This window comes from Nonomuraea sp. NPDC059007, assembly GCF_042740555.1.
In the GTDB taxonomy this organism is placed as follows: Bacteria; Actinomycetota; Actinomycetes; order Streptosporangiales; family Streptosporangiaceae; genus Nonomuraea.
The window spans coordinates 45,392-70,085 of record NZ_JBHYJD010000018.1; the positions used below are offsets into that span (position 1 = coordinate 45,392).

The window sequence follows — 24,694 nt, forward strand, 5'->3', positions numbered from 1 at the left end:
ATGAGACGAAGGAGCATGGCCGATCATCATGCCGCACCTGGCTCCATCTACTGGGGACAGCCCAGCTCGCATCACCAGACTAAGCCGTCGTACGACGATGACCAGGCCGGATGCAGTTCTCGGCAGGCGCAATGTCCTTTGAGCGGAGAGGTGGCAGGCTCCGGCCGAGTTGCCGAGAAACTCATCGTCGTTATCGCGCTGATCGTCGCCAAAGAAGCGGCTCTGCCTCTGCCGAAGTCCTCGCGCTCAAAGTGCGGGGGCCGTAGCCTGGAAGGCTTTCCCTTCTACGAGTGGAGACCCGCCGTGGAGATCACGCCATTCGAGAAGTTGCAGCAGCCGGACGAGCGCTCGCTGCGATTCTCGCCGTGGAGCTTCGGAGGACGAATGCGTCCCGAGGACGCAGCGGCTTTCCAGCAGGAGACCGTCGGCTATTCCGATCTCGTGCCCCAGGTCTGCGAGCGTGTCCGGACCCGCTTCGACCAGGTCCGCGTGACGTTCAGCTACGGGGTTCTCAGCTACAGTTTGTTCACAGCAGCTCATGACCAGGCATACCTCACGCTTGAATTCGCCGTGCGGGCACGCTTCCTCGAGTTCTACGGCGGTGCGATCACCGTCGTTGATGAAGGCGTCGACCGCCAGGAGGCTGTGACGACGTTTGATGAGGTCCGCGGCCAATTCCAGCGACGCAGGGGCCGTTCGACACCCAAACTGCGGCTCCGCAACGGCCGGGCGATCGCGTTCGATGGCATGCTGGACGCCCTGATGACGTGGGCACGCGCCGAGGACCTGCTCAACGGGCAACGCACCCGCCATATGGAGCCGCTGTTCCGCAAGTTCCGAAACTTCGTTGCGCACGAGGCAGGCGACCACATCACGACGCCCGTCAATGCTGCGCGCGCAATCAGAGACCTGGCCGAGACGATCAACCGGCTGTGGGGTGTCCCGACACCCGGCGGGCGATTGTATCCGGCGCCCATCCGCCGCGAGCCGCTCGTCCTCGCGTGGAGCAAGGACGAGCGCTTGAGTTCGACAGGCCCAGCCGAGAACGCCAAAGCCGCCGCGGCCGAGCCGGACAACGAACTTCACGTTGTCGTACTCGCCGCCGCGCACGATGACGAGCTGAACTACTTCGATGCCCGGTACGAAACCTCGCACCTCCCACAAGACCTGCTGTGGGGACCAGGCACCCGGGAGGAGGCCATCGCCTGGTACGAGCGTGAGCGACCTGACGGAGACGAGGTCGACGTGCTGGATCGGCTGTTCGTCCTCCGCTTTTATGAACAGCGGCTCTACCTGCCCCAGCAGATCGATATCGTCGCCGGCCTCGGCCCCCATGCCCGCAGAGGCACCTGGTATCTCGCCCGGACGGATTCGCCACTCGACGCCTTCAACCACCTGCGACAGGTGCTCGCAGGAGGGGCCGGTAATCGATGTAGCCGTCGAGGTGAATGCCGGCAATGCGCCGTCGAGATGATCGGCAGTGGCCCGTGGGAACAGGTGGTGCGTCTCCTCGCCGACAACGACGTGACGCCGACGCCCTGCTTCGTTCCGGATGTCCGCGTCCCGTCATGGCGGCCGCGATGGAACGAGATCATCGGCGATGGCAACTGGAATGCGCCCACTGACGAGGGCCAGCGGTAGCAGCAGAGCCGTATGGTACGCAAAAGACTGAGCCATTTTCATCCTGAGTGGTAGCAGCTCTCGATCTTGCCTAGGGCGAGGATGGCCTGCACGAGCATGGTGATGCGGTGGGGGCAGCAGCGGACCCGGTCCAGGATCTTCCAGGTTTTCACCTTTGCCACGGCGCGTTCGCCAATCGTGCGGATAGTCAAGAGCGCGCAATAACGTGCCGGGCCCCGTGTCGCGTGCTCGTCGCGTGCTCTTCGGCCATCGGCACCCCCGAACACTGGCCGATATTCTTGGACATTTTCAAGGGCGACATTGGCGGCTAGAGCGGTACATTGAAATACAGATTGACGCTACCGGGCATCGAATCTGTCGTCTTTTAATCCGTAGGTTCCGGGTTCGAGCCCCGGGCGCCCTACCTTCAGAAATCGCGTCTGACCTGGGGTTTCTCGATTTTCGATCTTCTTCTGACGGTCGAAAATGGCCGAGTCAGTGCTCGCACAGTGCTCTTCGGCACGCGTCCGGCACGCGGGCGAACCCACGGTAGGCATGTGCGCGTGGCCCCCGGAGCCCGCAGGTCAAGCCAGACCTGCCGGAAGCGCAAGGGAAGGTCATGAAAGAGGGGGTCGGGGGCGACCCGTCTCCAGCCTGATCCCAGGCCCGCCCAAGCGCGCGTAAAGCCGCCTCCGGTCAGGCGGAGCATGGTCGTCGCGGTTGCCGCGTTCTGCTCCCGTCTGTTCCCTTGGGCGTCAGCGAGCGCGCGGAACGAGGTGTGGTGCGCCGGTCGCGCTGACTGGCCTTTCGAGCCTGTAGCGCTTCGAAACTCACACGTAGCGCCTGACCTGCAATGACGCGACAACCCCGCGTCTCCTGTTGAGCATGCGCTCAACAGGACTTGAGCGCATGCTCAACCATGAGTGATCAATACAGGAGAAGCTGCAGCTCAGCATGGGCGGATGGATTTTCGGCACTCACAGTGCCAGCCGCGCACAGCCTGGGGCGTGCCGCGCGGCACAGGAGTGAGGCCCACCGTCCCCCGAGCGGTGGGCCTCACGCATGTCCAGTCCTGCCAACGGCCTTACGTGGATCACCTGCCACTTCTACGCTCAACCCATGGCGGATCTCGGCTTATTCGAGGCATGGGGCATATGGTTCGAGGGTCGCAGCTTGACAGGCCATTGCGTCCTCGGACTGCCGATCCTCTGGTGGTCTCGTATCGGCAAGGTGCTCGCCTTCACAGGAGGGCTTACCGCCATCCTGGACTTGCTCGGTCCCGATGTCCTACGACGCTTCAGCGAGCGGCTGCGCACAACGCGGCGCGCCCAACAGTTCGTCGCTACATCCACGTGGGCTCTGGTGGGGGTCTTCATGGGACTGGTGAGTACCGTCATCGCGACGTGGACGTTCTGGGGACCGTTCTTCCTGGAAGCCGGTGTCATCGTGATCGTGTGCGCTGCCGCGCTGGTGCTGTCCGGCGTCAGCGACAAGATCTTCGCACGCGTCGCGAGCATCATAGAGGACCCAAAGACTGAACGTTGGTGGCGTGTCGGCAGCTTCGTGTTGCTGCTGGTCGGCTTCCACTTCGACCTACTCGCCTCGTAACCGCTCGGAGAGCTAGATGAGGCGGTGACTATGCGCAACCTCAAGCACAGGACAGGACGCCCCTACCGCACAGCACGCAAGCAGATGTTCGAGATGTACGGCACCGTGTGCCACATCTGCGGACACGACGGCGCAGGCGAAGCCGACCACCTCACCCCCATCTCCCTCGACGCAGACCAGCCCATAGACCCGCACATGATGCGACCAGCACACGGCGCCAACGCCCCCTGCCCCACGTGCGGACGCCTGTGCAACACCGAACGAGGCAACAGTGCTCCTTCCGAAAACTACGTCCGCGCAGGTCAAGCGAGCTTGTAACTCGTCGCGTGTAAAGTTGATCTTGTGGTTGGTCTTGGTTGCTTTACCGGATACGGCCTGGGTATGCCTGCTCGAGCTCGTTGAGGGCCTCGATCCAGCCGTGGGTCCGCTGTCCCTCGACGAGCCTGCCGGGGTAGCCGCTGCGGCTGTTGTCATCGGCGTTGTTGGCGGCTCGTTCGCGGGCTCTCTTGTCCTCGATGTTGATGATGGCCAGCCACAGGAGTTTGACGACGGCGTCGTCGGTCGGGAAGTGGCCGCGGGCCTTGGTGACCTTGCGTAGCTGGTAGTTCAGCGACTCGATGGTGTTGGTGGTGTAGAGCAGCCTGCGCACCGGCGGGCTGAAGGCCAGGAACGGAATCACCTGGTCCCAGGCGTTCTGCCAGACCTTGGCCGTCTGCGGATAGCGCGCTCCCCACGAGCCGGTGGCGAAGGCGGCCAGGGCGTCGGAGGCGGCCTCGGCGTTGGGCGCGGTGTAGATCGTCTTCAGCTCGGCGGCGACCGCGGCACGGTCTTTGCGCGGCACCGGCCGCAGGCTGTTGCGGATCAAGTGGACGATGCAGGCCTGGACCGTGGTGTGCGGGAAGGCGGCATGGATGGCCTCCTCAAAGCCGCTCAAGCCGTCACAACAGGCGATGATGACGTCGTGAACGCCACGCGTGCGCAGGTCGTTGACCACCGTGCGCCAGAAGCCGGCGCCCTCCCCGGCCGCGCCGGCGCCATCGGGAGTCTTGGCGATCCAGATGCCCAGCACGTGCTTATCGCCGTCGGTATCGATGCCGACCGCGATGTAGGCGGGCTTGTTCTGCACACATGCTGGTCTCTGACCTTGACCACGATCGCATCCAGGAACACCACCGCGTAGATGGGGTCGAGCGGGCGGCGTTGCCAGGCTTTGACCTCCTCCATCACCTGCTCGGTGATCCGCGAGATCGTCTCGGCCGACATCCGGGTGCCGTACACCTGCTCCAGGTGGTGCACGATGTCGCGCACGCTCATGCCATGCGCGTACAAGCTGATGACCATGTCGTCCAGGCCACCGCAGACCCGGCCGGCCCGCTTGGGTATCAGCACCGGTTCAAACGAACCAGCTCGATCCCGCGGGACCGCCAGCTGAACCGGGCCGACCCCGGTCTGCACCGTCTTGCGGATCTTGCCGTTGCGGGAGTTGCCCGACCCGTACCCGTCGAAGTCATGCTTGGTGTAGCCCAGGTGGGCACTCAGCTCGGCTTCCAGAGCCCGTTCCAGCACCGCCTTGACCAGCTCGCCGAGCATGCTGCCCTCGCCGGTCAGCCGCAGCCCTCCGGCCTCGTCCCGGGAGCGGGCCAGCAACTCATCCAGCAGCTGGTCATCCATCAGCTCCCGAATCGGGCGACGCACCGGCCGGTCACCGGCCAAATCCCCCACCACAGCCTGACGATCACCTAGCGTGGTCGGCACTTGGCCGTCGACATCCTCGGCCACTGACATCACGTTTCTCCCCCCGAAGACGGCGGCGTGTGAGTATTCGTGGAGGATTCCACCGAGCCGGTCGTGTCGGTGGATGTTCAGGGCGATGATGCGCGCGGGTTCAGTGATTGGTTCGGGGGTGGCGCGGAGTGGAGCCGCTTGGTCGAGGGCCTGATGGGCGCGGTGTTCGTTGTAGAACGTCTCGTACTCGGCCAGGGCGTGGCGTAGATGGTGTTCGTTCCAGATCAGGCAGCGGTCCAGGAGTTCGCGGCGGCAGGTCTGCACCCACCGCTCCATGACGGAGTTCATCCGCGGGCCGTAGCGCTACAGATCGTAGCGGTGAGCGGAAGGTTTCCCGCCTCCAGCAGGTGCAACGGGACCGTGCTCCTCGCCCACGCGGGCCAGGATGCGTGCGGCACTCTGGTCGGGATCGGCCGTGAGCTCGGCGTAGGAGGCGTCGATGAACCTCGCGGGATAGACGGCATCACGAGCGCGCATGGCCCTGGAGACTGCCTGGGACCACAGCCGCAGCCAGTCTTGCCCCACCAGGGGCAGGCTGACGCGATCGGTGTGCATGCGCAGGGTCGCCTCGGTCAGGCTGCACCAGGACGGGAGCGTGACCTCGGGGGAACGATGCACCCACACCAGCGTCGCGTCCGGGAAAGCGCGCAGGAGCGCACTCAGCGACCACAGGTGGGATGGGCATTTGAGCACCCAGCGGGCGGGGGCCTCGGCGTCCTGCATGAGCTGCAGCTGGTGGCCGAGGTAGTGGTAGTCCTCGACGAGGTCGTCCTCGGCCCTGGCATCGAGCCATCGCAGGTATTCGGGCACTCTGGCCCGGGCGTAATGGAAGAGTCCGTGCGGGAGCAGGAAGCTGTATTCCTCGGGTTGGCGCGCCGCCAGCGGGTGCATCACGCTGGTGGCCGGCGCCAGGGCACGGGAGGTGGCGACGACCAGGCTGGTGCGCCAGGCGCGGCCCTCTTTCGGCCGTGCCTGGCCGCCGGGGGTCGAGCAGTTCGTACAGCAGCGGCGCACGCAGGCCGGGGGCAGCGGCCAGCCTGCGGTGCACCAGGGTGGTGCCGGTGCGCGGCAGGCCGACGACGAAGATCGGCCGTTGTATCAGCGCAGGCGCGGGTGCGCCGGGGCTCACGCCGAGGTTGGTGGTTCGCAAGCGCATCGTCAATCTCCGGATGATGTCCCTGCGCAAGGCCAGTCGGCCGATGGGTGACAGGTGATCAGCGGTGGCGAAGGCATGCCACAGGACGGCCATGCCGTCCAGGAAGGATGGGTCCACGCGCCGGCCAGTCTTCTCCATGCGTGCGGCCTGTTCCTCCAGCGCCGTGATCGGCTCGGGCGCCCGTCGTGGGCTGAGCCAGGGGCCGATCACGCTGTTCAGGAGCGGGACCCACGCCGCCTGGCGTTTCATCCTCACCACTCTTTCCTCGCGCGTGTGGCTCTGGGGGATCCGCGCTCCCGGCGGGCCAATGATCGCGCTCGTGGTTGCGGGAGCCTGGATCGTTTGGGTGGACGCGCCGACTCGGCAGTCATGAACTCGGTGGCGTCGGTGTAGACGTTCTTGTTGGCGCCGATGTGGCGCGGATGTGGCACCAGGTCATGTGGCGTCCATCGGTGAGTGATGATCAGGGGCGGTCAGGCGAAGGTGATGGTGCCGACGGTGTAGATGCTGGAGACGGTGCCCAGTCCGGCGGTGCACAGCAGGACGTCGGTGGCCGGGCCGGTCTGGTTGCTGACCACGCTGTCACCGGCGAACAGGCCGCTGCTCACCACGCCGGTGATGATGGAGGTGTAGACGGCTCCGGCGATCGTGGTGGTGTAGTTCAGGCTCAGTGTGCTGGTCTGGCCGGTGTTCCAGGTGATGGTGGAGGTGGAGGTGCCCGAGCCGGCCAGGGTGAGGCAGCTGCGGTTCGGCACGAGGTAGCTGCCGGTGAAGGTGCCGGAGGTGATCGTCGGGTTCGAGGTGGAGGTGCAGGGACCGAACAGGTTGGTGGTCTTGATGGTGACGGTCTGCGGGGTGGTGGTCAGCGCGGGGGTGTAGGTGACTGTCGAGCTGGTGGGCGGCAGGCACACCAGATCACCAGGCGCGGCCTGGGCCGGAAGCGCGGGTATCAGCAGCGCGCAGGTGGCGGCCAGGACGGTGAGGGCGGCGAGCACAGGTCTGATCACGGGTCTGATCACAGGACGGCTTCCTCTGCTGCTGGTCGGGCGAACGGGCGGGCTAGGCACGGAGAACCATTTCGGGCGGTCTCATTCCCGAGGCCTGGTAGGCAGGTGATTCCGATCGACAGGGCAGGCCGGGGGCGGGTTCCCTGCGGGCAGGCTGACGGTGTGTCGGGCGCAGGGCGTTCGGCCACCCGTCACCCACAGCCAGCGGGGATTGCGCGATCAGGCGTGCGCAGCCAGTCACACGAGGGCGTCGAGGAACTCCCGCATCTGGCCCTCGCTGTGCGCACCGATCCTCTTGCCTGCGACGCTGCCGTTCTTGAACAGCAGCATGGTGGGAATGGCTTCTTCCCGGAAGCGGGGCAGCGTGGCCGGGTTCTGGTCGATGTTGAGGGCTGCCATGGTGAGCCTACCTGCGTAGTCGGCCGACAACTTCTCCAAGATGGGCGTCATCAGCTTGCACGGCCCGGCCCATTCGGCCCAGAAGTAGGCCAGCACCGGCTTTCCCGCGTTGACAACCTCGGTGTCGAAGGAGGCGTCGGTGACGGTGAGAAGGGGCATCGCGGAACTCCGTTCCACTGCGGCCGCCGAGGGCGAGGCATCTTCTTGACCTTCGCACGTGGGTCAGGCCTGTCAAGGGGTGAGGATCCCGGCACCCTGATCGACCGGTTGTGTCCCCAACCACTGGGACAGAGTCTCGGTCGTGCTGCCAGCACCCTCTGCAGTGTCGGGATTAGAAAGGTTTCCCGACAGGCACCCAGCGCACCCCCCGAGGTCACCGAAAAACCGGACATCGGGCGACGAACCATGACGTCCGGCGGCCGATTAGGCGCTCGAATTGACGACAGGATTTCCCGACAGGAAGATCGGGCTCCGCCCCATCCCGAGGAGAGCCCCGGTGCAGATCGTCTACTCCCGCGTCTCGACCGCGACCCAGTCCCTCCTCCGCCAGCGCCACATCCTCACCGAGGCCGGCCTTCTCGTGCGGACCGAGGGCGTCGCCGAGGGATTCCGGCCCGCCGACGGTGTGCGGCTGTTCGAGGACCCTGCCACCACCTCGAAGGTCCCGGCGCTGGATCGGCCCGCGTTCGGACAAGTCGCCGCCGCCGCGCACCCCGGCGACACGCTCACGGTGTCGGAGCTGTTCCGGCTCTGCCGCGACCTGGTTGACATCTACAACGTCCGCGCCTGGTGCCAAGCCCGTGGCGTCATCCTGCGCGTGCTGTCCGGCCCGCTGTCGAACTTCCACGACCTCGCCGCCAACGACGCCACCACCGACCTGCTGATCAACGTCATCACCGCCGTCGGCCAGTTCCAACGCGACATCCAGAACGAACTCACCGTCGAAGGCGTCGCCGCCGCCGAAGCCGAAGGCCGCTACCGCGGCCGCCCACCTGCCCTCACCGGCACCGACCGCGACGACGTCCGGACGGCCTACACCGAAGAGGGCGCCTCGATCGCCGCCCTCGCCCGCGCCCACGGCGTCAACCGCGCCGCCATCCGCACCGCGCTCGCGGACCTGCTGCCCGACCGCCGCATCCCGGCCCCTCGATCATCCTGACCGGGCCACGTGTTGACCTGTGGGTCTTTAAAGGTCACCGGCCAAGCGATGACTTCATGCGCCCGCAGAAGTCTTTACCTACGAGGCTCACCGCGCGGGCCTGGTGAGCGTACAGATAGGAGAGATGTCACCGTGAGAAAGCTCGTCTTTCACCTGCAGACCACACTGAACAACTGCACCTCGAAGGCTGACGGCACGTTCTGGGAGCCGTTTCCGTGGGGCGAGCAGGAGACGGCCCGTTTGAACGAACACTTCCGCCAGGCCGACACCTGGGTGCTCAGCAGGAAGTTCTACGAGGCGATCGTGCCGTGGTGGGACCAGGTCGCCGCTGGAGAGACGCCCACCGGCATGGACACCGTGACCTCGGCCGATCGCGAGTTCGGCAGGCTCCAACACCGGCTGACCAAGGTCGTGTTCTCAAACACGCTTGAGTCCGACGCAGACCGCCTGATCATCGGAGGCGACATCGCCGCCGAGCTCGCCGCGCTCAAGCAGCGCCCCGGAAAGGACATCCTCATGTCGTGCGGGCCGAGCACGCTGGCGCCGCTGGCCATGACCCCAGGCCTCATCGACGAATACCTGCTTGCGGTATCACCCGCAGTGGTCGGCGCCGGCCCCCGGCTCTTCGAAGACGTCACTGACGACCTCGCGCTGCAGCTCGTGGACTCAACAGTATTCAACAGAGGCGCTCTGCTGCTTCGATATCGGGTCGTCGAATAGGTTCTTGCTCGTTCCCAGAACCCGCGCTGCGATCGCATCGACACCCCCAGCAGTCTGAGCACGGACCGCGGCCGTGGCGTGGGCGAGGGGGATGGTTGCGGTGCGGGGCGGGCGGTGAACAGCCCGATGTGTGACTTGGATCGTTTGAGGTCGTGATTCTTGGATCGGTATTTGTCGTGGGGGTCACCATAGTGATCACCGAGCACACCGGGTGCTGTCGCGCTGTTCGGCGTCGATGGAGCGCTGCCATGCCTGCTCGTCGATCCAGCGGGGTGATCGTGGCCATGATGAGTTGGCGCAGCTCGGCGGGATCAAGCGCTTCGGCCTCCCGCTGCGCCAGGGAAGCGGGATCCAGGCCATGGCGGGCGGCAAACCCGGGGCCAGCGCGGATTACCGGCCTTGCCCGGCGCCGCCGCCAATTCGTACTGGAGCACCTGCAAGAAAGGCCAGTCCTATTCATCCAGGCCGTGGCTGAGCCGGAGCCGCGCCGCCCCGACGGGGTCGTTTTCCTCCATCAATTCAGCGACGAGTGCAGCCGCCGCGCGGTTTCCCTCCTTCGCGACAGGCAGCAGGTCTTGCACGATTCGCTCTGCGCCGCGAGCGTCTCGGTATAGCCGTGCCAGCCACTTGATCGCGTACTCATCTCCGATCTTGGCGATGGGCAGTAAAAGGTCGATGGCCTCGTTGACCCGGCTGGCGTCACTGAGCTGGTGGACTAGCCGCTCGGTGGCGTAGGCATCTCCGTCTTCGGCCAGGACGCGGAGTTCCGCCTCACGCTGGCGGTCGACCAGCAGGTCCACCCACCGTTGGTGGGCGCGGCTGTTTCCAGCGGCGGCCATGCCTCGGAGATCTGGCGCCTGCCCGGCGCGATACAGCAGCTCGACGAGTTCCGTGGCAGCCTCCAAGTTGCCTGTTTCCGCATGCGGGCGCAGCAGTTCTATGCCCTTCTGCCAGCTTCCATCCTGCTGCAGCCATCGAGCCAGCTGCACGAGTGCGTAAGTGTTGCCGGCAGCCGCCAGGTCAGCGACGGCGGATGGCTGACCTAGGTCGTGGAGGAGTACGTCGATGAACATCTCCTCCAGGTCCCGGCCTTCGCGGTCTGCGATCGAGCGTAGAACTTGCCGCGCCTCGTCCGGCCGGCCGACGGTGATCTGCCAACCGGCCAGCTTCCTGGCAGCGTCGCGGTCGCCGGCCTCAGCCCGGGTGTGCAGTTCCTCCTCACGGTCGTACTCAGCTAGGAGCTCGTTCAGCTGGCGGGCGACATCATTGTGGTCGGCGGCTCGTATCCGGAGGAGTTGTAGCGCGTCCTCAAGCCGGTCGGCTTTCAGCAGGTCGTCGATGAGATTTGGAAAGCGCTTAGGGCTTACGGCTTGTAGCACCACGGCCAGAAGGGGAGACGGGGGCGGTGCCTGGTCCGGGCTCGGCTGGCTACCGGCGAGAGCCTCCGCCATGGCAACACGCTCATAGGCGGCCTCCCACGCCGACAGGTCATCGGTGGAGGTGACTCCGAGCACCCCCACAAGCGCCAGCACCATCCGTTTGGGGATCAAGCGCTGGGCATTCAGCATCTCCGAAACCGTGCTGCGCTTGAGCGGATCCCGCTGCGACCGGGTCTGGTCCTGCACGTTCCGCAGCGACATGCCACTTCGCGCCTGGAGCGCCTTGAGCGCCCGTGCTAGATCCTGACGATTCCTCACGGGCCGCGGATCATCAGGATCGCCGCCGGGCGGCCGCTTGACTCCGTCCATGCCCTCCACCAGGGGTGTCCGATATTGTCCGGGATCGTCCGCCACTTTAGATCGTCATCAGTGGACAGACAAGCGGACGGTCCCCGTCTGGGCCGGAACTGGCCGGCGATCTTTCACGGACACTGCCCGATGACGTCTCCTCGTATCTGACGGGGCGGCGACAGATCGCCCTCCGCGGAATCCGCTTGGAGGAGAACTTTGGACCTCATCACGTCGCTGATCGAGCTAGCGGTGGCCGTTTTGGGGCTGGCAAGCTCACTGGCGCTGATCCGCCGCCGGATCAGCTGCCGCACCGGCGAGGATCGTCGAGAGGACAGGGACGACGAGGAGCAATGAGTGCTCGGTTGACGCTGCCGCCCGGATTCAGTCCGCCGCGGACAAGAACGAGGCCCGCGACAACCATCGCTGAACGGCCGGCCCAGCAACGCCACCGTCCGCGTGAGGGCGCCGGACCCCTATCGCGGTCAGTCCTGTTCGTCGCCTTCGGCCGCGGCATCGCGCAGCGGGCGCAGGTTCCCCGGCGTCTCCGGGGTTGAGGAACGCCGGGGCAGAGAGTGGCGCTACCCGCCGGTAACAAGGTCAGATCAGACAGTACAAAGACTCTGAGCGGTAACCGCCGGTCATGCGCGCAGGTTCGCGCTCCGTGCTCGGTGGGTACCTGAATGCGGCCTCATGTCTGGTGTCACTGTCCACAGCCGAAACCCACCCCCATGGAGCGGAATCGCGCCCCAGCTCATCAGTCGGTTGCTCGCCGGTAGCGCCATTCTCTGCCCCGGCGTTCCTCAACCCCGTCATCGGCGGTCGCCGCCGGCGAGGGCCGGGTGCAGGAGCACCGCCGCCGCCCGCCCGGCCCCGTAACCCGAGGGATAAGCCAGGGAACAATTCTCGGTCGCCTGGCGGTCGAATTGGCAAATGAATTCCGATATAAACGACCGTTTACGTTTTGGTCGTAAATCTCATAGTAAACCTTCTTGAATAGTCATCTTGAGCGCATAGGTTCGGTTTGTCATAACGCACCGCCTCGATCGCCTGTCCCGACGGCACGCCCGCCGTGAGCATCGTCTACGCCGCCAGCATCGACGGAACCGTCTCCCTCGATGACAAGGACCCCACGGGCGGAGCTCCCAGCGACCACGACGACATCAGGTTCACCCCCATGACACCGATCGGCTCCACCCCTTCGCACGTGGTCTTCAACAACCAGACCTACACCCTGAAGAATGTGCACTACCACGGCCTGGCCGAGCACAAGTTCGCCTCCCAGGCAGCCTTCTCCCCGCTGGAGGTTCACCTGGTCCACGAACTCGACGGGCCGGCTGTCGGCTACGTCGTGTTAGCCGTGCTGCTGAACGCCGGCGACACCGGATGGTCGGAACACGACCACCTCCTGCACGAGCCGCCCAGCACCGTAGGCACCACCAAGAACGTCTACGCCGTCAACCTCCAAGCTCTGCTGCCCCCGCCGGGAAATCGCAGCTACTACCGCTACACCGGCTCACTCACCACCCCCGACGCCAGCCACGTGTACTTCAAGCCGGTGAACTGGATCGTCTTCAGCCAGTACGGCACCGCTACCCAATCCCACATCAGCGGCGTCCACGCGCTGTGGGGACCCAACGGCAACAAGCGGGACCTGCAGAACAACCCGCAACCACCCAACATCTACCTCAACTGACCCCGTGCCCGGCAGCCAAAGGGTTCCCACCCGTCAGCAAGGCATGACGGTCCGGACCTGACCAACCCGCCGCGCGGCGAGGCCTGCGCGGCGGATCCATCGGCATCCAGCGGCCGTCTCGGCGGTCTTTTCATCGCCGGCAACTGGCCGTAAGGCAGCATCATCCGGTTGGCGCTCAGGCGGCCTCTCCCTACGAGGGCGCGGGCCGCCACCAGCTGAGGGTGACAGTTCGACGCCCTCGGTGACCAGGTGGGCGATGACGCCGTCGGGATAGCTGGCCAGCTCATGCCGGGCGGCGGCGAGGAACCTAAATGTCATGAGAGTACTGACACGCCCCCAAAGGGCTAACTCCAGAACGCACACCAAAACGCGCGTTTCACGATAGAGCGTGGCGGGCTCAGTCGAAGAGCTGGCTGACCCAGACTTTGACCTTCCCGCTGTAGCTGTCGACGACGAGGTACCAGTCGTCGTCGTAGGGCACTTCCAGGATGACGGGGCTGGTGTCGAAGAAGCCGCCGTGGTACTCGTAGGCGTCCTTGTACGGCGAGGGCTTCCGCGGCCGGCCGCTCGGCGAGGTCGCCGAGGCGCTGAACCGGCTGCTGGTCGACGCCTACCTGTCGGTCCACGACCACGTCGACGTCGAGCGTGGTCTGGCCGCGCTGCTGGTCATCCGCCAGTTGCGTGAGGACCTGCAGGAGGGCGAGGGGTATGTGATCGAGTCGCTGCGCGGCGGCCCGATGGGGCACGCCGACACCACCCGCGACCGGGTCGCCGCCACCCGCGACCACCGTGCCGCCCAGCACGCAGAGCAGGTGTTCATCGCCGAGCACGCCGACCGGATCCGCGAGGTCGGCCGCCGCCTGGCCAGCCTCGGCGACCTGCAGCAGCGCGCCGATGCCGCCGCGGCCGCCATTGCGCCTGCCGAAAACTACATCCGCGCAGGTCAAGCGGCATGTCAGTATTCGTGGAGGATGCCGCTGAGCCGGTCGTGTCGGCGGATGTTCAGATCAATGCGCGCGAGTTCGGTGATCGGGTCCGGGGCGGCGCGAAGTGGTGCGGCCTGGCCAAGGGCCTGGTGAGCGCGATGCTCGTTGTAGAACGTCTCGTACTCGGCCAGGGCGTGGCGTAGATGGTGTTCGTTCCAGATCAGGCAGCGGTCCAGGAGTTCGCGGCGGCAGGTCTGCACCCACCGTTCCATGATGGAGTTCATGCGCGGCATCCGGATGCCGGTGAGCACGGGGTCTGGATACCGGTTTCGGCAAGAATCTCGTCCACGAGCGCGGGGAACTTTCCGTCCCGGTCTCGAATCAGGAACCGTGCCCGGCGGCCGGCATCCTCCAGATCCATGACGAGATTCCTCATCGCCTGGGTGACCCAGGCCGCGGTTGGATGGGCGGTGGTGCCGAGCACGCGGATGCGTCTGGTGGCGTGCTCGATGACGGCCAGGATGTACTGGCGCTGCCCGGTAAGGGTGACGGTTTCGATGAAGTCGCAGGCCAGGAGCGTGTCGGCTTGTGAGCGCAGGAAGTCGGCCCAGGTGGTGGAGGCTCGCGAGAGTGCTGGATCGATGCCTTCTTGCTGGAGGATCTCCCAGAGCGTGGATGGCGCGACCTTGAGGCCGAGCGTGGTGAGCTCGCCGTGCACCCGTCGATATCCCCAGGACGGATTCTCCCGGACCGAAACGCAGCACGAGCATGCGAATGGAGCGGACCGTGGGTGGGCGCCCACGCCGCTTCGGCCGGCAGGTCCGGTCGTGCCGCTGTTTCACGATCTCGCGGTGCCAGCGCAGGATGGTGTCCGGGTGGACGACAAGCCGGAGCCGACATAAGACTGCGCGGGGAAGCGAGGTCAGGAGTGCCGCCAGGAAGAGGCGGTCTTCGGGGGAGAATCTCACCCGAACATCGGCGCCCAACCGCCGCTCCAAGACCATGACCTGGTGGCGTAGAGCGAGAATCTCGACGTCCTTGTCACGATCACTCATCGGCAGTGGCCGTAGCGTTGCGAAGGCGTCGTGACGGTCAGATAGGGCAGACGAAGAGCACGAACGATCATCATGCCGCACCGGTGCTCCTCCACAGACGAGTGAGGAGCGCCTACACACCCCGGGGCTTCGCAAGGCCATGACCTGGCCGGACGGGATCTTCGGCAGGCGCACACTCGGTCGCGGTGGACGTGCCGGAGCTGTGCTATTCCAGGATTCTGCGCCACGCGGCCCGTGTCGCCCTGTGAAGTCCGCCTGCGCGGGACTCTTCTCAAAAACTAATTCTCAAAATAGTTAGATTTCGAGACGGCGATAGACGGTGGCGCGGGAGACGCCGAAGCGGGCCGCTATCTCCTCGACGGCGCGACCGTCGGCGTACAGGGAACGCGCCTGCTCCAGCTGCTCCTGGGTGAGCGCGGCGGGGCGCCCGCCGTTCCGTCCCCGGGCGCGGCCGCGCCGCCTGGGCGGGCCCGGTTCGCCGAGGAGTGCCCGAGCTCCGTCGAGGATGAGGCCGCGCAGCCGCTCGGCGGGTTCGTCGCGGAAGAGCACCACGGGGTCGGCCAGCCCGGCGACCACCTGGGAGGCGCGCACCCGCTGTGCCAGGTCGCTCCCGGGACCGGCCACCAGCTCGTTGGCCAGGGCGATCGCGGCGCGAAAGCGCTCGGCCACCGGAGCCTGCACCAGCAGCGTCATGTCCTTGACCAGCATGGTGAGCGTGCTGCGGTGCCGCAGGTGGACGTCGACGTAGCCCTCGATCGCCCGCCACCGCACCTCGTCCGTGCCGCCGCCCCCCGACTCGGCCTCGGCCAGCACCCGCTCCAGCTCGTCCAGCAGCGGCAGCGTGACGTGGCGAAGGATCTCGTCCTTGGAGTCGAAGTGGTAGTAGAGGGCGGCCTTGGTGATGCCGACCCGGTCGGCGATGGCCTGCATGGAGGTGGCGCGGTAGCCGCGGGCGGCGAACAGATCGCTGGCGGCGTCCAGGATCCGCTGAGATGTCATGAAGCTCACCTACCCTCGGTCAGTTTGTTCGCTATATTGCTAACCAGTAGTCAGTCTAGTGCCGTGGAGATGATCCGTATGTGGAGCACAGTTGGATCGAAAAGGTACACATGAGTGAGCAATCGGGTCCGGCCTCGCGCATCCTGACCACGCGGGAACTGGAACAACTCCTGGGGGAGCAGCAGTTCGGCGTGCTCGCCACCGTCAAGCGCGACGGCCCCAACGCGTTCGCCCTGATGGGCCTCGGACAGCTGTACTTCCTCCTCGGCGGCCTCGTGGAGAATCACCTACGGCCTGGCCGTCATCGGCGTGCAACTCGTGCTGCACGCGTTGCACGGGAACGAGCTGCCGTTCATCAACGGCGGCGAACACGTCATCTGGGTTCCTGAAGGTCAACAACTGGATATCGCCGGCCGTCATCGTCGCCGTCCTCGCCGTCACCACGGTGGCCAGCCCGCTCAAGTCCAGGCGCGACACCCGCCAGCCCGCCGACCAACCGCGCGACTGACCGTCTGAGGCGTCGAGGCCGAAGCCGGTTTCTGGAAGAAAGGAAACAACACGCACGATGTTCACCACCTCTCGGCTGACCGATGACCAGTTACATCACGTGATTCACCAGATGTCAGCGATCGACGTGGGGGAATGGCAACCTGCCGACATCGATCGCGTGCTCACCGAACAAGGGTGGCAGCGGCGTGCCGAAGGCGCAGGATCACGAATCCTGTTCTCGACAGGGCTACCGACAGGCCAAGGCTCCGCCTACCCTGACGCGGGGCTCGACTGTGCGCTCAGCATCCCGCTGGCCGTCGACCTGAGCCACGCCGAGGCCACAGAGGTGTTTCGCCAGGCACGACACATCGCCGAGGAGATCCTCGGGCCGGCACCCTGGCTAGGAGGGCCCGGACCTTGGCTGCGCTGGCGCCGCCCGGACACGACACCGATGCTCTCGTTCGCCTCGTACCCGGCAGACGGCACCGGCTGGGTCTACTTCCAGCTTCTGGTGACGGAGGACTATGAACACGGCGAATACCGTGGTCTCGTCACGCCCTCCCCCTCCTGGTACCGGCTCGTCAACACCGACGCGATCGACGGCCTACTCCGCCGAAGCCGGCAGGCACGCGCCACCTGGAAGAACCTGAGCGAACGCCTTGCCGAGACCCTCGCCACCCTCGTCCACGACACCCGGCTTCTCGGAGACCACTATCCACTGACCCTGCTCATCGAGGAGACGAACGGGGAACGGGAGCCCACGGAAATACCCACCTGCTTCATCAAACTGTCCGCCCTCGTGCTCAGCCTCGAATGCCCAGCCGGGCACCAACCGGACGTGATGCAAGCGATGACCGAGCTGGGCTGGACACCGCCGAGCCCGGCGAACACGGCACCCGAACGCTCCAACTACCACCGCGACTTCCCGATCTCCTCCCCGGACTTCGACGAAGCCGCCCGCCTCGTGGCCGGAGCCATGCGGGCACTGGGTGCGGAGCTCCCGCAGATGACGTACTGGGTAAACAGGAACGGCGAAAGCACCGGCATCCGACTTTCCGAACTCGGCCTGAGCCAGTAACCGGCCCGCCCTGCCGGAAGGGGGCGGAAAGACAATGGCGGCGTCGGCCGGCCCGGCATCACGGGCGCCGAAGTAGGCGAGAACGGCCGATTCCGGTGGCGCGGGTACTGAGGTACGGGGCGTGTTTCCTGAACCCTGGGCCAGCGGTCCTGTAGATCCTTGATCATATTTCTGCGAGCCTCCGGATTGGAGTCGCGGTGGGCCGCCAACGAGCACACCGAAAGTCAAGGAACAAGTGCCCTCATGATGGCAACCCTGTGCAGCAGTCGCCTCGTTACCCGAGGGCGTTGTGTCAAGCCTGTATCAGCCGGGCGACTGACCTGGCTGGACGCCCGATCAGCATGGGCGATGCGGATTTTAGTCGCGGTCTTCTTAGCCTCGGTTTCCGGGCGATCCACGCCGATGACGAGACTGAATGTGAACAGGTCATGGTCGACGGTCTTGTTCTGATCGACGGTGTGCGCTACTGGGCGTGCGAGGGTCACTTTGGCGGCATCGTCGTCCAATCCTGTTAAGGGGTGCATTTCCCTGCGCGTGGCCACGCTCGAAACTGCCGTGGCTTGTTGAATGTCAAGAGGCGCCGTGGCCATGCCCCAGAGAGAAAGGACAACGAGATCCAGCGCAGACAGATAGATTCCGCACGCCCCTTCGAACGAATTGACGATGTAGGCCGGGTCAACGAACTGCTCTGGACCTTTTCGCGCGATGCGCATGAGGTGCTGGCCGTTCATCCCGGACGGCGGAATGTCCCGCGCGAACGACTCCCGTATCTACTCGACCGATTGAGGACGGGGGTGAGCTGGCGGACCATCGTGCCGCGAAGAGTTCTCGACAATCCTGCGGCGGCCGACTACTGCCGGCGACTGCATGAGGCTGGGGACCGGCACCGTGTGACCGACGAGACGATCCAGCAGATGGTCATCTTGGATCGCTCGGTGGCGTTCGTACCGACGGTGCCGAACACCGACGGGGTCGGAGCGCTCATCATCCGCCAGGCGGGGGTGGTGGCCACGCTGGTAGACCTCTTCGAGTGGGCCTGGGGGCAAGCCGGCGATCTCAACACGGCGGGCCCGCCTGTCCTTTCTCCGCAGCAGCTGCAGATCCTGCGTCTGATGACGACCATGGTCAAGGACGAAGTCGCCGCCCGCGAGCTGGGGATCGGCGTGCGTACCTACCGTCGGCACGTGGCGGCCTTGCTCACCAAGCTCCAAGCGGCCAACCGTGTGCAGGCCGCCGTGATCGCCAAACAGCACGGCTGGGTCTGACCCATCAGGTGGATGTTGCCGCCCACCCGCGAGCGAGCTCCTTCTACCCAGACCGTTGCGCTCAGGTACGCGCGATGATCTGGCGAGCGGTCTCCAACTGCCGCATCTTGACAGCCCTCAACGCTTGGAACTCCTTCGGGTGGGCGCGTATGGCGGCGTTCTGGATGCGGGTTTCGGCTTCTGCCCAGATGGACACGAGACCGGTTCTCTCCTTGCACCTCACGTCTGTCTGAGCTGCCCGGATCTCCCGCGCGGAGGGGTTTGCCGTTGACCAGCGCTTGTCGGTGACCGCCGCGAGAGGGTCCGGGTAGTGGAAGCCCTCGCCTGCCATGCACGTGCTCCAGGTCCGGAACGCCTGGGTCACCTTCACGTCGCGCTGGGAGGCGTCGAAGGTCGCGAAAATAGTCCTGTTGAAAAAGGCGGCGTCGGCTTGGGGCGCTCCGGCGCTCATCCGGGTGCGTGCTTGGCCAAGGCATCGTTTGGCGGCCTCGCGCACGTTCGGAGGACTCTCCGTGGTCCGTGCCAGGTCGTTTGTCTTACGTGCGATCACGGCAGGCCGGTCGGGGGGCGCGTGATAGCCGAAGACGTCCGCTATCCGTGGCTCGATGACACCGTAGCGACGTCGGTGCGGTGGGGCGCTCTCCTTCTCGGCCGGTCCCGGCAACGCCTGCCAGGACCGGCCGAGAGCGTGCATACAGTCGCGGACGAGGAGATCCTCAGCGACGTCCAGGGTCATGACCTCGGCCGGGCTGAAGTTGTAGGCATCGAAGGGAAGCCTGAGCCGCTGCGCCTGCGCGCCGGCTTCGGGAGCGACAACCTCCTGCGGATGTCGCGCCTGCGTGCTCGCTGGTGTCGTCGAGCACGCGCAGACCGCTCCGGCGATGAGCGCCAGGGTCGTGCTCCATCGCCGGACCGGTGTCTTCATCTCCTGCCTTCGCGTGTGTGAGCGTGGTCGTCTGCGACCGAACCCAGACTCAGCTGGCCAGCGAGGTTGCCTTGTTGTCGAAGCCGTTGTTGCTCAGGTCCTTGTCCTGGCTGTTGGCTCGTGCGGTGTAGCCGGGCGTCCCGGCACAGTTCGCGCGGTCGTAGAGCCACACGCTCCGGTCGTACTCATTCTTCATGGAGCTCGCCCAGTTGTTGTAGGCGCCCGGGAGGTTCCCAGCGCACCTGCCGGGCGCGGGCAGCGAAATCTTGATGTACGGGCTTCCGGTGAAGTCGTCGTGCTCGAACAGACAGAAACGATCTGTGCACGTGGCTCTGTCAACCGCGGCGGACGTGCTGTCGACGACTTCGATGGCGATATCGCCAGCAGGTCGATCGGCGAAGCCGCCGGCCGCTTGAGCCGGAGAGCCGAACCCGGCGAAGCCGACGACGCTGAGCGACAGAGTACCAACGATGAGAGTGAGCTTGCTTTTCATGTGCACAAATTCCCTTCATTACACGGAAGAGGTCATCGGGTCGCCGATTTACGGTGTGGGCTATTCGAGTTTCTGCATGAATAGATCGCACTAGAGTTCATTGGAATATCGGACGACCCTGGAGAGGCATTCATGAAGCTATATTGTGTTTTTACTGTTGGTCAAGGCGAAACCGTGCTTGGTTGGAAGGATGGCATGTTGATGCCATACTGGACATTCAATTTGAAGTGCCTTCTGTCGGTTGAGAATGGGTCTCGTCGACGGCAATATGGCCGGCGAAATGCCTCGCTGCCCTGCTCGCCGGTCAATTGACACATCCGGCCCGCCGTACCCCATTGCTGCGTCGAAAGCCGTCAGCGCGGACGCGCCCTCCGCGGAGAGCAACGAAATCATGACCCGACGCGTCGGCGAACCCCGGACTTTTCTCGCCGCCACCTCGCGGCGGTGCATTTCTTTGAGGGCAACGGCGACGAGGTCACACGGCCCTGCCGCCACGACAATACAGCTCGGTCCACCTTCTGCGCGAAAAGGGCAACTAATTGCCAGATCGGGCATTTCGCCTGGCCTTGCGGCGAGGTGCGCATTAGCTTCGCTGCGATGTCGCCTATCTAGATCAGCGAGGCAATGAAATGGTCCTCCCCTTCGCAGGAAAACCGTCGATGAGCCGGCGAGTTCTGCTGGCGGCCGGTGCGAGTGCCCTGGCTGGGTTAACCGGCACATCACAGGCGCAGGCTGCCGGCCGACGGTTCGATCTGACCGGTCCGCCTGAGGGGCTCATCTGGCGCAAGCCGCTCAAAGACCAGACGGTCCTGCAGTCGCTGGCCTTCGACAACCGCAACGGCCACATCTACACAGCCCAGGTGAGGAATGGCACGGGTTCGGCCAGGGCTGGAGACCTGTGCATCAGCAAGCTCAGCCTGAACGGCGCGCTCCTCGGCCACATGTACCTGATGGGCTTCGGACACGGCGTGCAGATCGCCGTCGAGCCGGTCGGTTCGGCGGCCTACCTGTGGACCGAGACCGACGGCGCCAGCGACCGCCAGAACGCCTGGGGCCGCAAGATCGCCCGGTTCCCGTTCGTCAGCGGACGAACCCTGACCACGAGATCACCGAACGTCACGAAGTACGCGCCCGTCCCCGGGGCGACCAGCACCACCTGTGCCATCGACCCGTCCACCAACCGGCTGGTCATGCGCTACCGACTCAGCGGCGCCGTCCGCTTCACCGTCTACAACCTGGACACGCTCAAAGCCGGCCGCCCTGTCGCACTGAGTCAGGCCGAGCAGCCGCCGGGACTGGGCACCTTCCAGGGTTACACCCTGTACCAGGACCACATCTACCTCCTGGACGGTGACGCCTACGGTCGCGCCAACCCGGCACCCGGCAACACGCACCTCACCAGCGTGAGCCTGCTCACCGGCCAGAAGGTCGAGCGGCGTTTCACCGCAGCGGCCAAGTCTCTCGACCACCGCGAGCCCGAGGGCATGGCCATCCAGATCGCGGGCGGCCAACCGCGTTTGTGCTACGGCCTGGCCGCCGGCAGGCCAGGGACGCGCCTGGTCAGCATTGTGTACAAGAGCAAACGGGCATGAGCTCCAAAGTCTCCGACGTCACGGTGATGGCGTGCCAAGGCACCACTGTTTCGCTGCGTCTCGTCTCGGTGGATGATCAGCCGGCGGCCATAGAGTACGAGAACTTCGCGATCATGCTCCTTGAGGAGGCAGCCAGTTGCTTTTCCGAGCGCGAAAGTCCTTTCTCCCAGGAAGTGTCGTTCGAGGACACCATGGACGAGGAATGGCAGCGGCGCTTCGCCCGCGGTTTCATCACTTCGGTCCGCGTGAGCGACGAGACCGAGGGGGAATTCCCTACCGCGATACTGCACATCGAGGTCAGCCACCCGGCGTGGCTTGAGCATGTGCGCGTGGGCGACACCTGGGAAAGCTATGCCTACGAAGACCTCTACGATCTCGACGACTGCCCGCCGATCCGGCCCGGCGAGAGCGGCCCGGCGAGCGACGACCCGAGCGAGGCGTTCCTGTATCTGCCGCGCGCCGCCTGGGGAGATCTGCTCAAAACGGGTCCCGAATTACTCGAGATACCCGCCTACTCGCCGAGCGCCTATACGACGGGAGACCCGGTTCACGACATCAAGGACGTGCCCGCGGACTGGATCGGCCGGGCGGTACGCGTCACGACGGAACTCGGCGACGAGGACGGCTCGTTCGTCCCCCCGCACACCTTGGCGCGCCTGGACGCGCACGGCCGCGGTGTCAGTGTCGGCGCTCACATCAGGTCCATCGCGCGTCTCGTGCCGAACGGCAGGCGGCGCGGAGGCAGACTGACGCACGCGATGGGGCTGAATCACCTCAAGGCCGAGCCGGTCGGGGCCCGGCAGAACGGCAGGCAGGTCGAGCTCTCGTTCCGCATGCCGCCCGGCCGGCGGGGGCTGGCCCTGCACTCCGCGTCCCACGTGCTGGACCTGCTGGCTCAGGGCTGGGATGAAGGGGACCGGGAGAGCGCCCTGGCCCTGGCCCTGTCCGCCGACGCCGAACGCCTCGGCATCAGCGACCCGTGGGACCTGCTGGAGCGGATCGCCGATACCTACCTGGCTGATTACACGATCACCTACGTGCCGGGCATCGACCTGGACGGCCTCCCGCCGCACCAAGCGCGAGCGATGCTCGCCGCCGAGTGGCCGACGGCCAGGCTCACCGTCACCATGACCGACGAGAGGTGGGCCACCCTGCCGCAGGTCGATGAATGGCCGGAGTCCGTGGGAACGCGAGTGATCACCGATTAGTACTCCGGTGACACTGTCAAGGCATCCGAAGATCACGTAGTGGCCGTGGCCGACACTGTAGACCCTGCCGGCTGGATGGTCGGCACCCACAAAGTCGGGATCACGCCTCCGGTGGTGACCAGCCGTACTTGCGGATCAGGTCCTCGTCGAGCAGCTGCATCTTCCCGCCGCCCAAGGACCAGTCCTCCCGCCCGGACTCCTGCAGCATGATCAGCACATCGTCCGGTCGCACGCCGACTTCGGACAGGTTGGCCACGATCGCCTGGTAGAGCGCGAGTTTCATGTCCTGGGTCCGCCCGCGGGTGAGCGTGATCTCCACCACCACTGGATCGCGCCGATCACCGTCGAGGAAGTGGCGGTCTACGTGGAAGGCGGTGGCCGGTTGCGCGTCGACGATCTGGAACCGATCGTCCGGGGGAACGCCGATGGCGCTGACGAGCGCGCTGCGCACGCCTTCGGCAACGGCTGCGCGCATCGGTTCAGGACGGTCCGTACTCAACGTGATCCGGACGAACGGCATGGGGATCCTCTCGGTGGCTACTTCGCCGATAGTCGTGACGCCTTCAGTGTCAGGTATGACCAACCCGAAGAAACGCCAGCTCAAACCATGTGCGGGCCTGGCATGACGCGGTGGCTGAGGTCCATGAACAGATTTCTCGGTCGCCTCGCTGACCCGCATGCCGAGCCGAGCCGGTCGTCAGTCGGTATCGGGCCCCTCAGCGTGCCGGATCCGAGTCACTCCTCGTGACGGTACATGTCGGGGAACGCGGCCGTCAGGGTCGGGCTGTCGGGCCGGTACAGGTCCAGCGGGTCGGCACGCATCGCCGCGTCGAGTGCGTGGGCGTCGTCTCCGACCAGGATGCGCCACGTGCCGGCGCGTACGCCATCAAGGATGACGGTCGCGGCGTCGGCGGCCGACAGCGGCGCGGTGTCGCGAAACCACTCACCCATGCTCTTGACCGCAGCCCGAACCTCCTCAGCACTCAACCGGTCGGCGGGAACGCCCGAGACGGCGGCGGCGAGCACGCGGGCGTCCGCGAGTTCCTCGGCGGTCATGTCGTCAGGCTCGGAGTGGCCGTGGATCCGGCGGGAGTTGATCACGATCTCCGTGCCGACGTGCCCCGGCATCACCAGCGCGACCCGCACGTGCGGCGCGTTGATCCGCAGGTCCGTCAGCATCGCCTCGGAGAAGCCCTTCACGGCGAACTTGGCGGCACTGTACGCGCTCATCGGCAGACCGGGACCGGCCGCCCAGAACCCGTTGACGCTGCTGGTGTTGACCAGGCACCCCTCATCACTGGCGATCAGGAGCGGCATGAACGCACGCGTGCAGTTGTACACCCCGCCCCAGCACACGCCGAACGTACGCTCCCACTCGGCTCGCGGGCTGGTGACGAAGCTGTTGCCGCCGCCGATGCCGGCGTTGTTGAACAGCAGGTTGATGTGGCCGGTCCGATGCCGCTCGACCACCTCGTCGCGCAACCTCGCCACCTGAGCCTCGTCCGACACGTCGCAGTGGTGGGTGGTGACCCGCACATCGCCGCCGCCGGGTGCGGCCTTGGCGGCTCGCTCGGCGGTGACGGCCAGCCCGGCCTCGTCCACGTCGCACGCGGCGACCGAACAGCCTTCGGCGGCCAGCTGAACGACCAGTTCGCGTCCCATCCCGGCGCCGCCTCCGGTGACGACGGCCATCTTGCCCGTGAACGATCTCATCGCTCGACCCCCTCCGTCGCTGACCACCCTCACACGTACCGGGGCGGCAATCAACGCCTGGTCCACCTCACAAC

The 24,694-nt window shown here is 65.7% G+C and carries 23 protein-coding genes and 5 pseudogenes; 12 read left to right on the plus strand and 16 right to left on the minus strand.

Annotated features, from left to right (window positions below):
- Positions 1–15: 15 nt before the first annotated feature.
- Positions 16–1,641 (plus strand): hypothetical protein, encoded by a 1,626-nt coding sequence (locus ACFWY5_RS28200; protein WP_379635373.1) that lies wholly within the window; start codon positions 16–18, stop codon positions 1,639–1,641.
- Between the two features lie 38 nt (positions 1,642–1,679).
- Here ACFWY5_RS28200 and ACFWY5_RS28205 read toward each other — a convergent pair whose 3' ends face one another.
- Positions 1,680–1,802 (minus strand): hypothetical protein, encoded by a 123-nt coding sequence (locus tag ACFWY5_RS28205; RefSeq protein WP_379635375.1) that lies wholly within the window; start codon positions 1,800–1,802, stop codon positions 1,680–1,682.
- A gap of 937 nt (positions 1,803–2,739) precedes the next feature.
- Here ACFWY5_RS28205 and ACFWY5_RS28210 point away from each other — a divergent pair.
- Positions 2,740–3,228, plus strand: a complete 489-nt coding sequence (locus ACFWY5_RS28210) for a hypothetical protein (RefSeq protein WP_379635377.1) — start codon at positions 2,740–2,742, stop codon at positions 3,226–3,228.
- 361 nt (positions 3,229–3,589) lie between these two features.
- On the opposite strand, the pseudogene ACFWY5_RS28215 reads toward ACFWY5_RS28210, so the two are convergent.
- The 5 genes and pseudogenes from ACFWY5_RS28215 to ACFWY5_RS28235 form a co-directional block, all read right to left on the minus strand.
- Positions 3,590–4,899 (minus strand): annotated as a pseudogene (locus tag ACFWY5_RS28215) (IS256 family transposase).
- Positions 4,900–5,154: 255 nt separating this feature from the next.
- Positions 5,155–5,301, minus strand: a pseudogene (locus ACFWY5_RS28220) (integrase core domain-containing protein); the annotation flags it as partial.
- A gap of 15 nt (positions 5,302–5,316) precedes the next feature.
- Positions 5,317–6,418 (minus strand): annotated as a pseudogene (locus ACFWY5_RS28225) (sulfotransferase family protein).
- A 224-nt stretch (positions 6,419–6,642) separates the two neighbouring features.
- Positions 6,643–7,176, minus strand: a complete 534-nt coding sequence (locus tag ACFWY5_RS28230; protein ID WP_379635379.1) for a hypothetical protein — start codon at positions 7,174–7,176, stop codon at positions 6,643–6,645.
- Positions 7,177–7,413: 237 nt separating this feature from the next.
- Positions 7,414–7,734 carry a thioredoxin family protein gene (locus ACFWY5_RS28235; protein ID WP_379635381.1) on the minus strand — a complete coding sequence of 107 codons (321 nt, stop codon included), beginning with the start codon at positions 7,732–7,734 and terminating at the stop codon, positions 7,414–7,416.
- A 337-nt stretch (positions 7,735–8,071) separates the two neighbouring features.
- Between ACFWY5_RS28235 and ACFWY5_RS28240 the strand changes: the two genes are divergently transcribed.
- Together ACFWY5_RS28240 and ACFWY5_RS28245 are read left to right on the plus strand one after the other, a co-directional pair.
- The gene (locus ACFWY5_RS28240) at positions 8,072–8,734 is read left to right on the plus strand and encodes a recombinase family protein (protein ID WP_379635383.1); all 663 of its coding nucleotides are present in this window, start codon (positions 8,072–8,074) and stop codon (positions 8,732–8,734) included.
- 132 nt (positions 8,735–8,866) lie between these two features.
- On the plus strand, positions 8,867–9,454 hold the full coding sequence (locus ACFWY5_RS28245; protein WP_379635385.1) for a dihydrofolate reductase family protein: 588 nt from the start codon (positions 8,867–8,869) through the stop codon (positions 9,452–9,454).
- A gap of 452 nt (positions 9,455–9,906) precedes the next feature.
- Here ACFWY5_RS28245 and ACFWY5_RS28250 read toward each other — a convergent pair whose 3' ends face one another.
- The gene (locus ACFWY5_RS28250; protein WP_379635387.1) at positions 9,907–11,202 is read right to left on the minus strand and encodes a hypothetical protein; all 1,296 of its coding nucleotides are present in this window, start codon (positions 11,200–11,202) and stop codon (positions 9,907–9,909) included.
- Between the two features lie 198 nt (positions 11,203–11,400).
- On the opposite strand from ACFWY5_RS28250, the gene ACFWY5_RS28255 reads away from it, so the two are divergent.
- The gene (locus tag ACFWY5_RS28255; protein WP_379635388.1) at positions 11,401–11,538 is read left to right on the plus strand and encodes a hypothetical protein; all 138 of its coding nucleotides are present in this window, start codon (positions 11,401–11,403) and stop codon (positions 11,536–11,538) included.
- Between the two features lie 715 nt (positions 11,539–12,253).
- The gene (locus ACFWY5_RS28260) at positions 12,254–12,877 is read left to right on the plus strand and encodes a carbonic anhydrase family protein (protein WP_379635390.1); all 624 of its coding nucleotides are present in this window, start codon (positions 12,254–12,256) and stop codon (positions 12,875–12,877) included.
- Between the two features lie 397 nt (positions 12,878–13,274).
- On the opposite strand, the pseudogene ACFWY5_RS28265 reads toward ACFWY5_RS28260, so the two are convergent.
- Positions 13,275–13,397, minus strand: a pseudogene (locus ACFWY5_RS28265) (hypothetical protein); the annotation flags it as partial.
- 16 nt (positions 13,398–13,413) lie between these two features.
- On the opposite strand from ACFWY5_RS28265, the gene ACFWY5_RS28270 reads away from it, so the two are divergent.
- Entirely contained in the window at positions 13,414–13,956 is a 543-nt protein-coding gene (locus tag ACFWY5_RS28270) for a hypothetical protein (RefSeq protein WP_379635392.1), read from the plus strand.
- 32 nt (positions 13,957–13,988) lie between these two features.
- On the opposite strand, the pseudogene ACFWY5_RS28275 reads toward ACFWY5_RS28270, so the two are convergent.
- The 3 genes and pseudogenes from ACFWY5_RS28275 to ACFWY5_RS28285 form a co-directional block, all read right to left on the minus strand.
- Positions 13,989–14,096: pseudogene (locus ACFWY5_RS28275) on the minus strand (hypothetical protein); the annotation flags it as partial.
- Positions 14,084–14,521, minus strand: a complete 438-nt coding sequence (locus tag ACFWY5_RS28280) for a hypothetical protein (protein ID WP_379635394.1) — start codon at positions 14,519–14,521, stop codon at positions 14,084–14,086. The pseudogene ACFWY5_RS28275 and the gene ACFWY5_RS28280, both read right to left, overlap by 13 nt.
- 631 nt (positions 14,522–15,152) lie before the next feature.
- Entirely contained in the window at positions 15,153–15,857 is a 705-nt protein-coding gene (locus ACFWY5_RS28285; protein ID WP_379635396.1) for a TetR family transcriptional regulator, read from the minus strand.
- Between the two features lie 110 nt (positions 15,858–15,967).
- Here ACFWY5_RS28285 and ACFWY5_RS28290 point away from each other — a divergent pair, with 110 nt between their 5' ends.
- Positions 15,968–16,246 (plus strand): hypothetical protein, encoded by a 279-nt coding sequence (locus ACFWY5_RS28290; RefSeq protein ID WP_379635400.1) that lies wholly within the window; start codon positions 15,968–15,970, stop codon positions 16,244–16,246.
- 176 nt (positions 16,247–16,422) lie between these two features.
- On the plus strand, positions 16,423–17,424 hold the full coding sequence (locus ACFWY5_RS28295) for a hypothetical protein (protein ID WP_379635401.1): 1,002 nt from the start codon (positions 16,423–16,425) through the stop codon (positions 17,422–17,424).
- A gap of 224 nt (positions 17,425–17,648) precedes the next feature.
- On the opposite strand, the gene ACFWY5_RS28300 is transcribed toward ACFWY5_RS28295, so the two are convergent.
- Positions 17,649–18,155, minus strand: coding sequence for a hypothetical protein (locus tag ACFWY5_RS28300; protein ID WP_379635403.1), 507 nt, complete (start codon positions 18,153–18,155; stop codon positions 17,649–17,651).
- Between the two features lie 159 nt (positions 18,156–18,314).
- Between ACFWY5_RS28300 and ACFWY5_RS28305 the strand changes: the two genes are divergently transcribed.
- Complete coding sequence (locus ACFWY5_RS28305; RefSeq protein ID WP_379618970.1) at positions 18,315–18,689, plus strand: LuxR C-terminal-related transcriptional regulator; 375 nt, start codon at positions 18,315–18,317, stop codon at positions 18,687–18,689.
- 61 nt (positions 18,690–18,750) lie between these two features.
- On the opposite strand, the gene ACFWY5_RS28310 is transcribed toward ACFWY5_RS28305, so the two are convergent.
- The gene (locus tag ACFWY5_RS28310) at positions 18,751–19,614 is read right to left on the minus strand and encodes a hypothetical protein (RefSeq protein ID WP_379635405.1); all 864 of its coding nucleotides are present in this window, start codon (positions 19,612–19,614) and stop codon (positions 18,751–18,753) included.
- 49 nt (positions 19,615–19,663) lie between these two features.
- Positions 19,664–20,107, minus strand: a complete 444-nt coding sequence (locus ACFWY5_RS28315) for a peptidase inhibitor family I36 protein (protein WP_379635407.1) — start codon at positions 20,105–20,107, stop codon at positions 19,664–19,666.
- A gap of 629 nt (positions 20,108–20,736) precedes the next feature.
- Between ACFWY5_RS28315 and ACFWY5_RS28320 the strand changes: the two genes are divergently transcribed.
- Together ACFWY5_RS28320 and ACFWY5_RS28325 are read left to right on the plus strand one after the other, a co-directional pair.
- The gene (locus ACFWY5_RS28320) at positions 20,737–21,699 is read left to right on the plus strand and encodes a teichoic acid biosynthesis protein C (RefSeq protein WP_379635409.1); all 963 of its coding nucleotides are present in this window, start codon (positions 20,737–20,739) and stop codon (positions 21,697–21,699) included.
- Positions 21,696–22,907, plus strand: coding sequence for a hypothetical protein (locus tag ACFWY5_RS28325; protein WP_379635411.1), 1,212 nt, complete (start codon positions 21,696–21,698; stop codon positions 22,905–22,907). Before ACFWY5_RS28320 ends, ACFWY5_RS28325 begins: the two co-directional genes overlap by 4 nt.
- Before the next feature lie 100 nt (positions 22,908–23,007).
- Here ACFWY5_RS28325 and ACFWY5_RS28330 read toward each other — a convergent pair whose 3' ends face one another.
- Both ACFWY5_RS28330 and ACFWY5_RS28335 read right to left on the minus strand, forming a co-directional pair.
- Positions 23,008–23,427 carry a tautomerase family protein gene (locus ACFWY5_RS28330; protein WP_379618979.1) on the minus strand — a complete coding sequence of 140 codons (420 nt, stop codon included), beginning with the start codon at positions 23,425–23,427 and terminating at the stop codon, positions 23,008–23,010.
- Positions 23,428–23,642: 215 nt separating this feature from the next.
- Positions 23,643–24,620, minus strand: coding sequence for an SDR family NAD(P)-dependent oxidoreductase (locus ACFWY5_RS28335; protein WP_379635413.1), 978 nt, complete (start codon positions 24,618–24,620; stop codon positions 23,643–23,645).
- Between the last annotated feature and the right edge of the window lie 74 nt (positions 24,621–24,694).

Excerpts from the sequence above, each read along its gene's own strand:
- ACFWY5_RS28310 (WP_379635405.1), bottom strand. The coding sequence starts at position 19,614 with ATGAAGACACCGGTCCGGCGATGGAGCACGACCCTGGCGCTCATCGCC.
- ACFWY5_RS28320 (WP_379635409.1), top strand. The coding sequence starts at position 20,737 with ATGGTCCTCCCCTTCGCAGGAAAACCGTCGATGAGCCGGCGAGTTCTG.
- ACFWY5_RS28315 (WP_379635407.1), bottom strand. The coding sequence starts at position 20,107 with ATGAAAAGCAAGCTCACTCTCATCGTTGGTACTCTGTCGCTCAGCGTC.
- ACFWY5_RS28330 (WP_379618979.1), bottom strand. The coding sequence starts at position 23,427 with ATGCCGTTCGTCCGGATCACGTTGAGTACGGACCGTCCTGAACCGATG.
- ACFWY5_RS28285 (WP_379635396.1), bottom strand. The coding sequence starts at position 15,857 with ATGACATCTCAGCGGATCCTGGACGCCGCCAGCGATCTGTTCGCCGCC.
- ACFWY5_RS28300 (WP_379635403.1), bottom strand. The coding sequence starts at position 18,155 with ATGAACGGCCAGCACCTCATGCGCATCGCGCGAAAAGGTCCAGAGCAG.
- ACFWY5_RS28335 (WP_379635413.1), bottom strand. The coding sequence starts at position 24,620 with ATGAGATCGTTCACGGGCAAGATGGCCGTCGTCACCGGAGGCGGCGCC.
- ACFWY5_RS28235 (WP_379635381.1), bottom strand. The coding sequence starts at position 7,734 with ATGCCCCTTCTCACCGTCACCGACGCCTCCTTCGACACCGAGGTTGTC.
- ACFWY5_RS28295 (WP_379635401.1), top strand. The coding sequence starts at position 16,423 with ATGTTCACCACCTCTCGGCTGACCGATGACCAGTTACATCACGTGATT.
- ACFWY5_RS28210 (WP_379635377.1), top strand. The coding sequence starts at position 2,740 with ATGGCGGATCTCGGCTTATTCGAGGCATGGGGCATATGGTTCGAGGGT.
- ACFWY5_RS28200 (WP_379635373.1), top strand. The coding sequence starts at position 16 with ATGGCCGATCATCATGCCGCACCTGGCTCCATCTACTGGGGACAGCCC.
- ACFWY5_RS28250 (WP_379635387.1), bottom strand. The coding sequence starts at position 11,202 with ATGGACGGAGTCAAGCGGCCGCCCGGCGGCGATCCTGATGATCCGCGG.
- ACFWY5_RS28290 (WP_379635400.1), top strand. The coding sequence starts at position 15,968 with ATGAGTGAGCAATCGGGTCCGGCCTCGCGCATCCTGACCACGCGGGAA.
- ACFWY5_RS28325 (WP_379635411.1), top strand. The coding sequence starts at position 21,696 with ATGAGCTCCAAAGTCTCCGACGTCACGGTGATGGCGTGCCAAGGCACC.